Genomic DNA, 12790 nt, shown 5'->3' with positions numbered 1-12790 from the left:
TAGCCCTGGGCCGTGAAATTCATGTTGGTGATGGGATCGGAATAGTGATTGTCCTGACCTGCGGAATTGATGATGAGATCCGGCTTGAAATCATCGAGTATGGGCAGGACAGCATTTTCCACCGTATAGAGATAGCCCTCTTCCGAGGTGTGGGGCGGCAGAGGAATGTTCACCGTGTAGCCTGCAGCATTGGGCCCGCCCAGCTCCTCCATGAAGCCCGAACCCGGATACAGGGTGCGCCCATCCTGATGCAGGGAAACAAAAAGCACATCCGGATCATGCCAGTAGATGTCCTGGGTGCCGTCTCCGTGGTGGCAGTCCGTATCCACGATGGCGATGCGCTGCACGCCCCACTGGGTGCGCAGGTATTCCACCATGATGGCTTCGATGTTGATGTTGCAGAATCCCCGGCCCCCGTGCACCACCCGCATGGCATGGTGCCCCGGCGGACGCACCAGGGCAAAGCCCTTTTCAATGCGGCCTTCCATCAGCACGCGGGCAATGGCCCTGGCCCCGCCTGCGGACACATAATGGCTGTTTGTGGTCACCGTGGGTTCGTCCGGAACGCAGAAGTGAGCCCTCTGGATCTCCTGATCCGTGACCAGATCCGGCTTGAACTCCTGAATCCCCTCAATGTCCATGAGGCCTTCTTCAAAAATCTGATCCTGGGTATAGAGAAGACGCTCCTCCCGCTCCGGATGGCTGGGATCGATGGCCCAGTCAAAGGCCGGAAAAAATACCAGTCCTGTTTTGTGCTTGGCTTTGAGCATCATCCCCTCCCCCCGTTCCGGATCAGTCCGGGCCGCACCTGGGCCCGCACCCGAATGTTTCTGCCTGCACGGCGATAGCCCCGCATCATGGAAAACTCCTGGGCTTCCAGCACCTCCACCTCAAGGCCTTCCGCATCCGCACCCAGACGCAGGGCCTTTTGACGCACCAGATCCCCGGCAAGACGAATGGCATCCTCCATGGTGAAGGCAATGGGCGCTTCTTTGGAATAGCCCTCTTCCGGAGCCCGCACAAAGCCCCGCTGGGTATCCGCCAGCACGGTGACCGCGCAGGTGGTACGGGCCAGGGCCGCACCAATGGCATTGGCCACACCCCAGTCCGGAACCGCCCGGGCGTCAAGGCCGGAAGCCACGGCAAGCCCTTCTGCCAGCACGGCAGCGGGCCCGCCCATCACAAGGAGAGCTTCGGGCTTCACCGTATAACCTTCCAGCATCTCATGGAGGGTGTAAACGGGCCTGCCATTGATGGCCTCCACCATGGAAAAGGCCGCATCCCGGATTTTTTCGCAAAGGTTTTTCAGCACAAAATACGAAACGGCTTCCGCATCCATGTCCAGGCTGGCCCCGAGGGTTTCCATGCCCCTCAGCGCCGCTGCCCTGTCGCCGCCTTCATAGAGACCGAGCACGGCCATGGCGTCCGTTGGCGTAGGTACTGGCCCCCCCAGGCAGAGGGCCGGGCCTTTTCGGTCCGGGCCGATGGCAAGGCGGCCTTCGATCACCTTCAGCTCCGAGTCTCCGCCAAGGCCGATGCTTACACTTTTCAAGGCCCGGAACAGGGTCTTCACCCCGCCCACTTCCGCACCCAGAGGCTCCAGAACCGGCACCCCGCTGATGAGAACGGCCATGTCCGTGGTGGTGCCACCGATGTCCAGCACCAGCACATCCTTTCCCAAAGGCGCATGGGGAATGGCACCCATGACACTGGCCGAAGGCCCGGAAAGCACCGTTTCTCCGGGACATTCCAGGGCCGCATCCAGAGAAAAGGTGCCGCCGTCGGCTTTGAGCACATGAACCGGGGCGGTGATCCCTCTGGCACTGAAGGCTTCCAGCACGGCTTTTCTGAAAGTAGCATAGGCCCCGTGAACGGCGGCATTCAGCCAGCAGGAGGCAATGCGGCGGGGAAAATTCAGCACCCCGGACATGCGGTGCCCGCAGAAAACCGTGTCAAAACGGCCTTTCGCCGCCTTTTCCATGGCCTCTTCATGGGCGGGGTTGCGCACGGAAAACTTGGTGACAAGACCCAGAGCCGAAATCCCCTCTTCCCGGATGCGGCTCAGGGCCTTTTCCACTTCCCCCCTGTCAAGGGCTGCGATCTCCGCTCCCCGGTGATCCAGGGCTCCCTTCACCACATGAAAGGAGGGGCCGATGGCGTGGAGTTCAGGGGCCATGCCGGGGCCTGCGGCCACCACCATACCCACAGGAGTAAGGGTATTGCGGATCACGCTGTTGGTGGTGAGGGTGGTGGAAAGCACCACGCGTTTTATGGTTTCGGGCTTCACCCCGGCCAGTACCCCATCCACACCCCGGATGACGGTGGAAACCAGATCTCCGTGATCCGTCACTTCCTTGGCCCTGGCCACAAGCCCTTCGGGGCCCAGCAGCACCACATCCGTATGAGTGCCGCCCACATCCAGTCCGATGATCATGGAACCTCCTTTTTTTAAAAAAAAGGGAAGGAAAAACGCTTTCTTGCCCTTGCCCCTAAGATTCAGCGGGTATGGCGCAGGCTACCCAATGAAAGCCCGTTCTGTCAATTCAGCAGCAGAATTCCCATGAAAAAAGCAGCCCATCCTTTATTTTGTATACAAATTGAAACCCCTTCATTTTCCGGCCTTGTCAAGAAGGGGTATTTGCTCTATTTCTCACAGGATGAAAGGTTTTGGGGAAAAAAGACTCTCCTTTGTATCCCCAGATAACAATCCCACAGACGCCGGGGCGGAACCCCCGCAAACCCCAGGAGAAATCATGGCCATTGTTGAATGGGAAAAGGATGAATCCGTCGCCATCATCCGCATGAATGCCGGCGAAAACCGCCACAACATGGATTTTGGAAAAGCTCTCTGCGCCGCCATGGACGAAGCCCTTGCAGATGCGTCCATCAAGGCCATCGTGCTCACGGGAACGGACGGTAAAAACTTCAGTCAGGGTATCGACCTTGGATGGCTGGGCGGCAAACTGAACGACCAGGATTATCAGGCCATGAGGGATTTCATGTACCTGATGAACGAGGTCTTCAAAAAGCTGCTTACCGTGCCCGTGCCCACCATTGCCGCCATCAGCGGCCATGCCTTCGGTAACGGTGCCATCTTAAGCTGCGCCTGCGATTTCCGCTTCATGCGGGCCGACCGGGGCTATTTCTGCTTTCCGGAAGTGGATCTCGGCATTCCCTTCCTGCCGGGCATGATCGCCTTCTGCAAAAAAGCCTTCCCCTACTACCGCTTCAATGAAATGAAGCTCACCGGAAGGCGGGTGGGCGCTGCAGAACTGGAAGCGGATCATGCCATCACCAAGGCCTGCGACAGCCTTGAAAGCCTCATGGCGGAATCCGTGGCCTTTGCCAAGACCTTCCACAAAAAACGGGGCATCTTCGGTGAACACAAAAAACGCCTGCACAAAGAGATCCTTGAAATCATGGATGTTGAAGACAAGCCCGTGATTGAATCCCTCGCCCTCTTCATTGCAGACTGATAAATGCCTGAAATGGACGCTCCAAGGGGGCGTCCATCTCTTTTTAAAAAAATCCCTTGTCCCCCCTAAGGAAAAACCTGGAATCGTGAAGGAAAAAAACGGACGCTGACATCCTTTCTTCCTTTTCAGCCCAAACGACCGAAACTCTTTTCAAGAAATCGTTTTTCCCATTGAATCCAGATGGGTCTGCCATGGGGACAGCGGGAGGGTTGGGCGCAGGCATCCAGCGCCTGGAAAAGCTCACGGATCTCCTCGGGTTTCAAGGCCTGGTTGGCCCGGATGGCAGAATGGCAGGCCATAAGAATCAGACACTCATCCAAGGCTTCGGCCACCCCTCCTGCGCTTCCGGCCCCAGCTCCCCCCCGCCCCGCCTCCTCTGCCATATCCCTGAAGACCTGCCCCAGATCCCCACGGGACAAAAGATCCGGAACCGCCTTGATGACAAAACTGTTTCCTCCGAAGGGTTCCACATGCAGCCCCAGCCGCGCCAGTACCGGCAGCAGCTCTTCGGCTGCTGCAGCCTCCCGGAATCCCAGCTCCACCACCTGGGGCGTCAGCAGTTGCTGGGAAAGCCCCTGCCCCTCTTCATGCCGCCTGCGCAGGGCCTCATAGCGCACCCGTTCATGGGCCGCATGCTGATCCACCAGCACCAGTCCCGCATCGGATTCGCAGAGAATGTAGGTGTTGTGCAGCTGGCCGATCACCCTCAGGTCTGCATAAAAACTCTTCCTTTCCCACAGAGCCTCCCGGATCTCCGTTCTCCGACCGCTTAAAGCCAAGCCGAATTTTTCCGCCATGGGCAAAGATTCCGCCCCTTGGACTCTGCGGGGCAGGGAAGCAGAAACGGCCTCTCTCATCCCGTCCGCAGGATGTTCCCGGCTGACCGGGGGGGGGCTCTCTGAAAGTGCCCCCGCATCCGGACCTGCGCCCAGTTTCCCATCCTCCGTGGACTCAGAGGTTCCGGAGTTTTCCACAAAAAAAGCAGCCTTTTCCTGCAGACCTTCTGCAAGCCCGGTTTCCGGCTCTTCACCGGAAAGCCTTTCCTGCGCCCTACCATGGGTGGCCACAATGCCGCGCATGACTTCCAGATTTTTTTTTCTCGAAATTTCCGGATGCCGCCACTTTTCTCGATCTTCCACACAAAGGGCCTGGGCCACGCCATCCCGCACCGCAGCCCACACCGCCCTGCCATCCGAAAAACGGACCTCATGCTTGGTGGGATGAACGTTCACATCCACCCGATGGGGATCCACATGGAGAAAGAGGATGGCCACAGGATAACGGCCCGTCATCATCCGTCCTTTATAACCTTCAAAGAGGGCCTTATACACGGATCGATCCCGCACATGACGACCATTGACATACAGATAAATCCGCTGGGTGCTGCTGCGGAAAATCTCCGGCGCAGCCACCCAGCCCTGCACCCGGATGCCAGGCCCTTGATGATCCAGGGGAAAAAGGTGATGTTCCACCTCCTTTCCCAAAACATCCACAGCCCTCAAAAAGGGATCGCCCGCCCCGAGATGACGCAGGATCTTGCCGTTGTGCACAAGCTTAAACTGCACATCCGGAAAGCCCAGCGAAAGGGAGAGGAGGGTGTCTGCGATGTGGGCCATTTCCGTGCTTTCCGTTTTCAGAAATTTTCTGCGGGCGGGCACATTGAAAAAAAGATTTTTAACGGAAATCACCGTTCCCGGAGCTGCGCCCGTTTCCGTGACATCAAGAATCCGTCCCCCCTCCACCACAATCCGCACGCCGGAGGCCGCTTCCTTTTCACGGGTCACCAATTCAAAACGGGAAACCGAGGCCATGCTGGGAAGCGCTTCTCCCCGAAAGCCTAAGGTGCGGATGGAAAAAAGATCCGCATCCGAGGCAATCTTGCTCGTGGCATAACGTTCCAGGGCCAGAAGGGCGTCATCGGGCCCCATCCCCCGGCCATTATCCGACACCCGGATGCCGCCAAGCCCGCCCCTTTCAATGGCGACCTCAATGAGGGTGCTTTCCGCATCCAGACTGTTTTCCACAAGCTCTTTCACCACGGAAGCCGGACGTTCCACCACCTCACCTGCGGCGATCTTGTTGGACAGAATATCCGGAAGTACACGAATTCTTGGCATGGGATTCTCCAAAAACAAAAAAGGAAGGCGCAAGGCCTTCCCTTATTCCTGCGTCACAGGGGTAACCGGAGGTAAAACGCCGCGCTCATCTTTTCATCCCATCTGCTGGATCCGCCACCCCGATATTCAAGGCGGCTTCCTTTTCATAGGCATAGCCCGCCCTTAAAAGCGTTCCTTCATCAAAGGGCTTACCCAGAAGCTGAAGCCCCATGGGAAGACCCGCCCGGGTGAATCCACAGGGAACCGACATGGCGGGGATACCCGCAAGGTTGACAGAAATCGTAAAAATATCAGCAAGATACATAGATAGCGGATCTCCTGCCGCAGATCCCAGAGGAAAAGCGGGTGCCGGGGTGACCGGTGCTGCCAGAAGGTCACAACAGGAGAAGGCTTCGGTGAAATCCCTTGCGATGAGAGCCCGGACTTTGAGGGCCTGGTTGTAATAGGCGTCATAATACCCGGAAGAAAGCGCATAGGTTCCGATGAGAATGCGTCGCTTTACTTCCTCCCCGAATCCTTCGGAACGGGATTTCTCATAAAGGTCCAGAAGGTCCGAAGGGTTTTGGGTTCTGTAGCCGTAGCGGATACCGTCAAATCGGGCAAGGTTGGTGCTCGCCTCACTGGAGGCAATGACATAGTAGGCAGCCACGGCATAGGGCATATGGGGCAGGCGCACCTCCACAGTTTTAGCTCCGCAGGCTTTAACCACCTGGACCCCCTCCCGGATGGCCTCCGCCATTTCCGGATCCATGCCTTCGGCTCCATGGTATTCCACGGGAAGGCCGATGGTAAGTCCCGAAAGATCCCTGGACAACAACGCGCTGTAATCCGGTACCGGAATGTTCACCGAGGTGCTATCTCTGGAATCATACCCGGCGATGGCCTGAAGCAACAGGGCGCAGTCTTCCACATTGCGGGCCATGGGGCCAATCTGGTCCAGGGAAGAGGCAAAAGCCACCACACCGTAGCGGGATACCCGGCCATAGGTAGGCTTCATGCCCACCACGCCGCAGTGTGCCGCTGGTTGGCGGATGGAGCCGCCCGTGTCCGAGCCCAGGGCCCCCAGGCAAAGTCCTGCGGCTACAGCAGCGGCGCTGCCGCCCGAAGAACCGCCGGGAATCCGCGAAAGGTCCCAGGGATTTTTCACAGGCCCGAAAAAGGAGGTCTCACTGGAAGATCCCATGGCAAACTCGTCCATATTGAGCTTACCGGGAATCACAGCCCCTGCCTGAAGAAGTTTTTCCACAACCGTGGCATCATAGGGCGAAACAAAATTTTCCAGCATACGTGAAGCACAGGTGGTCGGCATACCCTGGGTGACAATGAGATCCTTCAGTCCCACGGGAATGCCCGTCAGGGGTCCGGCCTCTCCCTTGCGAATTTTTTCATCCGCAGCCTCCGCCTGGGCCAGGGCTCCCGCCTCAGCCACCGTGATATAGCTGTTGATCAGAGAATCTTTGCGTGTGATTTCATCCAGAATCTGACGGGTCAGCGCAACGGAGGTGAAATCTCCGGCGTCCAGATGTCTTCGTGCTTCATGGATGCTCAGCCCCTTGGTGCTGATCATGCTTGCCTCCTTTTCCTTAAAGCCCAATGGACTCAGCCCACAATTTTAGGCACCATAAAATGTCCGTCTTCGGGCTCCGGTGCATTGGCCAGGGCCATCTCCACGCCCACATGCTCCCCGATCACGTCCTCCCTCAGGGCATTCACAAGATGCACCGCATGGGACATAGGCGCAATCCCCTGGGTATCCACAGCCTGCAATGTATCCACATAAGCAAGGATGGTTCCAAGCTGGTCCGCCATGCGCGCCATATCCTCTTGCTGCATATGCAGACGGGCAAGGCCCGCCACATGCAGGATTTCTTCCTTTGAAATTCTCATCTTGGTTCTTCTCCAGGAATTGAATGCTCTTGTAAATCCTCGGAATCATTCCGCCCGCAGCACAAAGCCTCGCACCTGCTCCGCCGCCAGTTTTTCCAGAACAGGACCCGCTGCGTCCCGGCTGCCGAAACGTCCCACCCGCACCCTGTACCAGACACCGCCCTCGCCATCCGTGCCCGTAACCGCATAAGCCGCATACCCCTGATCCCGGAAACGCCGGACAAGGAGCGCCGCATCCTCGGGTTTTTTCACCGCAGCCACCTGGATGGTGTACCCCCCATCCGCAAGGGTCCTCGAAGGCGCAGGAACAAGAGGAGCAGGAGGTTTGACAGGCATCGCCCCGCGCATATCCTCAGAAGGAGGAGCAGGTTTTTTCTCCCGTCCCGCAGTCTGGGGTGACGATAAAGGCGCGGAGGAGGGTTGGACTGGGCTGGGACGGGTGTCCGTTTCTTCCGAAATACCGAACCGTCTCCGATTTTCTTCTCCCCGAGGCGCAGAAGCCTGGGACAGGGGGGTCTTTTCCCCTGGAAAACGCTGGGTTTTCACAGGCACCGTCTCCGAAGGCTCCACATCCGCCTGCTTCAGGGCCTCAAAAAAAGCCAGCTCCGGCGCTTCCTGGCCCACCCGTTCCTGTTTTCCGGCAAAAAGCGCGTGAATACGGGCTTCCATATCAGGAATATCAAAGGTGACAGGTGAAGTACCCCGCCCCACCAGCACACCCAATAAAAACATAAAAACCGAAACACTGATGATAAAGAGCCCCCACTCCCGGCCTCCACCCGTGTCCGATCCACTGTTTTTTTCTTCCTTACCTGGAGGATTCCGGCCCATCCCTTTTGCCCCTTCAGTCCCTACATCTCTTCGGGAGCGGAAATACCCAGAAGTACAAGGCCATTGCGGATTACCTGCTGAACAGCCCGAATCAACACAAGCCTTGCCGAAGAAAGAACCGCATCATCCCCCAGCACCTTGTGACGGTTGTAATACGCATGAAAAGCTGCGGCAAGCTCCATCAAGTAGAAGGGAATTCGATGGGGCTCCAGATTTTCACCGCTTAAAGCCAAGGTCTCCGGAAAACGAGCCATCTGCTTCATCAGAGCAATTTCCTCCGGCTCTTCCAGAAGCCCGAGGTGACGTGCCTCCGCCACAATGCCGGTTTCCGCTGCCTTACGCAGAATGCTGGCAATGCGCGCATGCACATACTGCACATAAAACACGGGGTTTTCGTTGCTTTTCTTTTTTGCCAGCTCCAAATCAAAATCCAGGGTGGTTTCATAGCTGCGCATGAGAAAGAAAAAACGGGCCGCGTCCCGACCCACCTCATCCACCACCGCCTTTAGGGTTTCAAACTCTCCGGAGCGTGTACTCATGGCTACAGGCTGACCGTTACGTAAAAGGGAAACCAACTGCACAAGAATGACCTGAAAGCGATCAGGATCCGTTCCCGTTGCGCCCACGGCAGCCTTGATGCGCTTGATGTATCCGTGGTGATCGGCCCCCCAGACATCAATGACACGGTCAAAACCCCGCGCATATTTATTTTTATGATAGGCAATGTCCGAAGCAAAATAAGTGGTGATGCCGTTGTTACGCACCACCACCCTGTCCTTTTCATCCTGCCAATCTGTGGTCTTAAACCATTTGGCCCCATCCTTTTCGTAAACTACGCCTGAGGCTTCCAGTTCCTTCAGAACCGTATCAACGGCCCCGGAATCATAAAGGCTCTGCTCGCTGAACCAATGATCATGCACCACGCCAAAGGCTTCGAGATCCTCCTTGATACCCGCGAGGATGCTCTGGGCCGCAAACCGTGCACAGATTTCTATGCCCCTTTCATCAGTGGCTCCGGCAAGCTCCGGGAAACGCGCCATGGCCTCCAGGGCCAGATCCCGGATATAGTCTCCTTGGTAGCAGTCTTCGGGAAAAACCAAGGCCTCGCCACGGGCCTCTTTCAGACGCAGCCAGACCGAAGCGCCAAGGGTGCGGATCTGTCGACCGGAATCATTGGTGTAATATTCCTTTTCAACGGCATAACCGCAGGCGGAAAGGATGCTCGCCATGGCGTCTCCCACCACAGCACCCCGTCCATGGCCCACATGAAGGGGGCCTGTGGGATTGGCGCTGACAAACTCCACCTGAACCCTGCGTCCTCTGCCCGTGTTCACCCGTCCAAACCCATCAGCCCTGTCCAGCACCTCCCGGACCACCGGCAACCAGGCTGCGGGTTTGAGATGGAAGTTAATGAACCCCGGACCTGCAATCTCTGTTTTTTCAATAAATCCTGCGGGATCCTCCAGATGGGCTACCAGCGCCTCCGCAATCTTGCGGGGTGCCATCTTCTGGCTCTTTGCGCCCACCAAGGCAATGTTTGCGGAAAAATCTCCGTGAGCCTCCACCCGTGGAACTTCAATATCAAAATCCGGAAAATCCGGAGAGGCCAGCGCCCCTGCCCCGAAAGCCCGATCCGCCGCCTGCTTCACGAGATTTTTCAACTGCTCTTTCATAGATCATGACCTTCCCGGAAGTTCAAAATCATGGTTCTTTCCAAAAAAAGAGGGGCTGCAGGATCAAAAACCCAAGAAGGATCCCGGCGCCACCCCATAGACACAGCGACTGCGGTTTAAATATCGATATCAACACCGCCGTCATCTTCGGCAAGCTTGATGCTGCCTTTGTCTTTATCATCCAACTCTTCAAAGTCGTCCTCATTGTACACGTCTTCTTCAATATCATCCTCAAGAAGATCATCAATGAGGTCAGAGGCTTCTTCCTCTCCGTCAAAGGAAGCAACCACATCCTGCTCTCTGGATATAAAGTCCATATCATCAAAAAACAGTTCCTTGCGCTCCTCCCCTTCCTTGAAAAGGGCCCTTACCGCATCGGCAAGGGGTTCGGCAAAACCCACCGGCGGGTACATGTTATGGGTCCGCAAAGCGCTGATAAGGGCTTCCTTACCAGCCGCCATGGCAACCTCTAAGGTTTCCGCCGTAAACTTCTCCTCGCAGAGCAAAGAAAAGATGCCGACTTCCAGCTCGGCGTACTCCTTGATGATCAGAGCGTTCTCTGCATCCCTCGATAAAAGGTACTTCTGCTTCATTAGGATCTCCTTCAGGCCCGACATATTCGGGTCCGGTGTGGGAAGGCAAAAATAAACCTCTATATTATAGACGTTCACTCCGGACTGTCAATAATACGCCTTGCATCTCCTGTCAGCACAAGATTTTATCGACGCAGGCCCCACGCTTTTCCTTAAAAAAATATTGACGGGAGGTAGGCCTTGGTGCTAAGCATGCAAACTGTTGTTGCTGGGAGGAGTGGCCGAGTGGTTGAAGGCGGCGGTCTTGAAAACCGTTGGGTGTCACAGCCCCGTGGGTTCGAATCCTACCTCCTCCGCCACGAGGAAAGTACGCACGGAGAGATGGCCGAGTAGGTCGAAGGCGCACGCCTGCTAAGCGTGTATACGCCAAAAGCGTATCGAGGGTTCGAATCCCTCTCTCTCCGCCATTTTTAGATTTTTTTATCTTTAGTTTCAATGTTTTAGATACAGAACACAAAGATCGTCCATAGGGCCATCCATAGACAAGCTGCATTGTAGAAAAATTCAGACAAAAAAGAAAAACGATAAAGAAGCCGGAAAATTTCGGCTTCTTTTTTTATGGGAAAAACAAATGGGAAAGGTAAAAACCTTTCCCATTGCTTTTAAGCGGAAACATTTTTGATGGATGCCTTAAAACCTTCAATGTCCTCAGCACACCACCCGATAAGCTTGCCGTCCTGACCAAATCTTCTCGGCTGCGGGAAAATCCCATTCTTGCACCATCGCCAGATAGTGCTTCTGGCTACACAAAATTCGGCCATCACATCCCTCACTCGGTAGAATTTTTTCTCTTCCATCACAGGTCCATCCTTTCCATCAAAGAGATACCCCTTTTCCCTGCTTCCTCTTTATAATGACTACTGGCCTGACCATTCGCCAGCTCAAGCAACACATCTGCATGACATGGCGAGCCTTCCTTGCAGTAGCACGCCAGGTTCTTCCCGCGCAGTTCGTGCAGGCTTTCCAGGATACGCTGCTTCCGTTCAGGCATGTCAGCCGTACAGCCCTCAACGGCCAGCCAAATCCGGAAAGCAGACACGGCCTGGGCATGGCTGCGGTCTTCTGTCACCTTAAAGGGATTACCGAATTTTCCGGGACGGCAGACACTCACTGTATTTGGCGGCATTCTCCATCCTTTTGATCTCTGCCGCTGGATACGGCGAGGCGCATCCATCCCAGAGTTCCCATTGTTCCATCCCATTTCACACCTCACTCCTTTCATCTGCCCTGAGGTAACACCCTCTGCACAGCATCCTGAGGCCTGGATCTACGGGTTGCCTGCCGCAGCAGGCGCATTTTCTCCGGCCCTGGCTGCGGACCGCCGTCCGGAGTCTGCCCCTGTCGTTTGTTTCTTTGATCTTCAGCAGTTCCGCGCGTGAAAAGATCCGTCTTCCTCCGGCACCCTTGTAGCTCCGGAGCTGTTTCATTGATGCCTTTTTATTCAGGGTGGTCGGGTGCCATCCCGTCAGCTGCATGGCCTCGCTGATGTCCGCCGCGTCCTCTGCCGGGATTGCAGGCTGGTGGCGCTGCTGCCGGAACCGGGGAAGGGAGAGGATTTCTTCCATGGACACAAGACACTGTCCCCTGCTGTTTTTCTCGGAACGGATTTTTCCCATACGGATCCAGGAGTGGAGGGTGGCCGCCGGGATTTTAAGGCTGCTGGACACGTCCCTGATGCTTTGCATGATGCACCTCCTTATGCCGCCCGCCAGAGGCTGTCAATGCGTCCGGTTTTGAGACGGCGCTTCAGATTGGGATCCCGGAGTCCGCTTTTTCTGGCCTCCGTTTTGGTGCGGGCCATGGCCATGGCTCGCCGGGGCTTTTCTGCCTTCCGGTTTCGCATCCGGTAAAAGGTGATGATGTGCAGGGCGCGGCTGCCGGGACAGGAGATCACGCAGAAATCATCCAGCCTGTGCAGTATCCGGCCTTGCCGATTGGGCATGGCCACCCCTGCGGCGAGGACGGCCAGCAGATGGGGCAGGCCGAGGTTGCGTTCCCGCATACGGCGTTCGGCGTGTTCGGTGAGGGAGACGAGCATGGGACCTCCTTCATGGGTATGAATCGTGAGGATTGCAAATTTCTGGCCTAAGCCGCTTCCACCCAGGCCCGGATTGCAGGAAGCTCTTCCAGCAGAGCGTTTTTGAGGTGTGTCTCTTTTCGGTCTCCGGTGAAGGCTCCCCGGAACGGCACGACCAGCATCCTTCTGCGGCAGC

12 protein-coding genes, 2 tRNA genes and 1 pseudogene are annotated in these 12790 nt (G+C 56.4%); 3 read left to right on the top strand and 12 right to left on the bottom strand.

Annotated elements, in window-relative coordinates:
* Both RBR60_RS14965 and RBR60_RS14960 read right to left on the bottom strand, forming a co-directional pair.
* A pseudogene (locus RBR60_RS14965) lies at positions 1-770 on the bottom strand (histone deacetylase); the annotation flags it as partial.
* Positions 770-2434: a hydantoinase/oxoprolinase family protein gene (locus RBR60_RS14960; RefSeq protein ID WP_320358236.1), complete on the bottom strand. Its 1665-nt coding sequence runs from the start codon at positions 2432-2434 to the stop codon at positions 770-772. The gene RBR60_RS14960 and the pseudogene RBR60_RS14965, both read right to left, overlap by 1 nt.
* A 319-nt stretch (positions 2435-2753) precedes the next feature.
* Here RBR60_RS14960 and RBR60_RS14955 point away from each other — a divergent pair, with 319 nt between their 5' ends.
* The gene (locus tag RBR60_RS14955; RefSeq protein ID WP_320358234.1) at positions 2754-3476 is read left to right on the top strand and encodes an enoyl-CoA hydratase/isomerase family protein; all 723 of its coding nucleotides are present in this window, start codon (positions 2754-2756) and stop codon (positions 3474-3476) included.
* Between the two features lie 125 nt (positions 3477-3601).
* Here the strand turns inward: RBR60_RS14955 and mutL are convergent, their stop codons facing one another.
* The 6 genes from mutL to RBR60_RS14925 form a co-directional block, all read right to left on the bottom strand.
* Positions 3602-5593 carry a DNA mismatch repair endonuclease MutL gene (gene mutL, locus RBR60_RS14950; RefSeq protein ID WP_320358232.1) on the bottom strand — a complete coding sequence of 664 codons (1992 nt, stop codon included), beginning with the start codon at positions 5591-5593 and terminating at the stop codon, positions 3602-3604.
* A gap of 85 nt (positions 5594-5678) precedes the next feature.
* A complete protein-coding gene (gatA, locus tag RBR60_RS14945; protein ID WP_320358230.1) occupies positions 5679-7160 on the bottom strand; it encodes an Asp-tRNA(Asn)/Glu-tRNA(Gln) amidotransferase subunit GatA in 1482 nt (493 codons plus the stop codon).
* Between the two features lie 32 nt (positions 7161-7192).
* Positions 7193-7480 carry an Asp-tRNA(Asn)/Glu-tRNA(Gln) amidotransferase subunit GatC gene (gatC, locus tag RBR60_RS14940; protein ID WP_320358228.1) on the bottom strand — a complete coding sequence of 96 codons (288 nt, stop codon included), beginning with the start codon at positions 7478-7480 and terminating at the stop codon, positions 7193-7195.
* Between the two features lie 45 nt (positions 7481-7525).
* On the bottom strand, positions 7526-8311 hold the full coding sequence (locus RBR60_RS14935) for an SPOR domain-containing protein (protein ID WP_320358226.1): 786 nt from the start codon (positions 8309-8311) through the stop codon (positions 7526-7528).
* A 20-nt stretch (positions 8312-8331) separates the two neighbouring features.
* The gene (argS, locus tag RBR60_RS14930; protein ID WP_320358224.1) at positions 8332-9984 is read right to left on the bottom strand and encodes an arginine--tRNA ligase; all 1653 of its coding nucleotides are present in this window, start codon (positions 9982-9984) and stop codon (positions 8332-8334) included.
* Positions 9985-10100: 116 nt separating this feature from the next.
* Positions 10101-10577, bottom strand: coding sequence for a hypothetical protein (locus RBR60_RS14925; protein ID WP_320358221.1), 477 nt, complete (start codon positions 10575-10577; stop codon positions 10101-10103).
* A gap of 211 nt (positions 10578-10788) precedes the next feature.
* Here RBR60_RS14925 and RBR60_RS14920 point away from each other — a divergent pair.
* Positions 10789-10876: transfer RNA gene (locus RBR60_RS14920), tRNA-Ser, on the top strand.
* A gap of 16 nt (positions 10877-10892) precedes the next feature.
* Positions 10893-10984, top strand: a tRNA-Ser gene (locus RBR60_RS14915).
* Positions 10985-11179: 195 nt separating this feature from the next.
* Here the strand turns inward: RBR60_RS14915 and RBR60_RS14910 are convergent.
* The 4 genes from RBR60_RS14910 to RBR60_RS14895 are packed head-to-tail and all read right to left on the bottom strand — an operon-like array spanning position 11180 to position 12615.
* On the bottom strand, positions 11180-11374 hold the full coding sequence (locus RBR60_RS14910; RefSeq protein ID WP_320358219.1) for a helix-turn-helix transcriptional regulator: 195 nt from the start codon (positions 11372-11374) through the stop codon (positions 11180-11182).
* Complete coding sequence (locus RBR60_RS14905) at positions 11374-11751, bottom strand: DUF4326 domain-containing protein (RefSeq protein WP_144685649.1); 378 nt, start codon at positions 11749-11751, stop codon at positions 11374-11376. The genes RBR60_RS14910 and RBR60_RS14905 overlap by 1 nt, the downstream gene beginning before the upstream one ends.
* Positions 11752-11779: 28 nt before the next feature.
* The gene (locus tag RBR60_RS14900; RefSeq protein ID WP_320358217.1) at positions 11780-12262 is read right to left on the bottom strand and encodes a hypothetical protein; all 483 of its coding nucleotides are present in this window, start codon (positions 12260-12262) and stop codon (positions 11780-11782) included.
* A gap of 11 nt (positions 12263-12273) precedes the next feature.
* Complete coding sequence (locus tag RBR60_RS14895; RefSeq protein WP_320358215.1) at positions 12274-12615, bottom strand: DUF4258 domain-containing protein; 342 nt, start codon at positions 12613-12615, stop codon at positions 12274-12276.
* Between the last annotated feature and the right edge of the window lie 175 nt (positions 12616-12790).

The sequence above is a fragment of the Desulfobotulus sp. genome (assembly GCF_034006065.1).
Taxonomy (GTDB): Bacteria; Desulfobacterota; Desulfobacteria; order Desulfobacterales; family ASO4-4; genus Desulfobotulus.
This window is presented reverse-complemented; position numbering and strand designations above follow the sequence as displayed.

What these genes read in the sequence shown, in the direction of transcription:
- RBR60_RS14960 (WP_320358236.1), bottom strand. Translation starts at nt 2,434, where the DNA reads ATGATCATCGGACTGGATGTGGGCGGCACTCATACGGATGTGGTGCTG.
- RBR60_RS14955 (WP_320358234.1), top strand. Translation starts at nt 2,754, where the DNA reads ATGGCCATTGTTGAATGGGAAAAGGATGAATCCGTCGCCATCATCCGC.
- mutL (WP_320358232.1), bottom strand. Translation starts at nt 5,593, where the DNA reads ATGCCAAGAATTCGTGTACTTCCGGATATTCTGTCCAACAAGATCGCC.
- gatA (WP_320358230.1), bottom strand. Translation starts at nt 7,160, where the DNA reads ATGATCAGCACCAAGGGGCTGAGCATCCATGAAGCACGAAGACATCTG.
- gatC (WP_320358228.1), bottom strand. Translation starts at nt 7,480, where the DNA reads ATGAGAATTTCAAAGGAAGAAATCCTGCATGTGGCGGGCCTTGCCCGT.
- RBR60_RS14935 (WP_320358226.1), bottom strand. Translation starts at nt 8,311, where the DNA reads ATGGGCCGGAATCCTCCAGGTAAGGAAGAAAAAAACAGTGGATCGGAC.
- argS (WP_320358224.1), bottom strand. Translation starts at nt 9,984, where the DNA reads ATGAAAGAGCAGTTGAAAAATCTCGTGAAGCAGGCGGCGGATCGGGCT.
- RBR60_RS14925 (WP_320358221.1), bottom strand. Translation starts at nt 10,577, where the DNA reads ATGAAGCAGAAGTACCTTTTATCGAGGGATGCAGAGAACGCTCTGATC.
- RBR60_RS14910 (WP_320358219.1), bottom strand. Translation starts at nt 11,374, where the DNA reads ATGGAAGAGAAAAAATTCTACCGAGTGAGGGATGTGATGGCCGAATTT.
- RBR60_RS14905 (WP_144685649.1), bottom strand. Translation starts at nt 11,751, where the DNA reads ATGGATGCGCCTCGCCGTATCCAGCGGCAGAGATCAAAAGGATGGAGA.
- RBR60_RS14900 (WP_320358217.1), bottom strand. Translation starts at nt 12,262, where the DNA reads ATGCAAAGCATCAGGGACGTGTCCAGCAGCCTTAAAATCCCGGCGGCC.
- RBR60_RS14895 (WP_320358215.1), bottom strand. Translation starts at nt 12,615, where the DNA reads ATGCTCGTCTCCCTCACCGAACACGCCGAACGCCGTATGCGGGAACGC.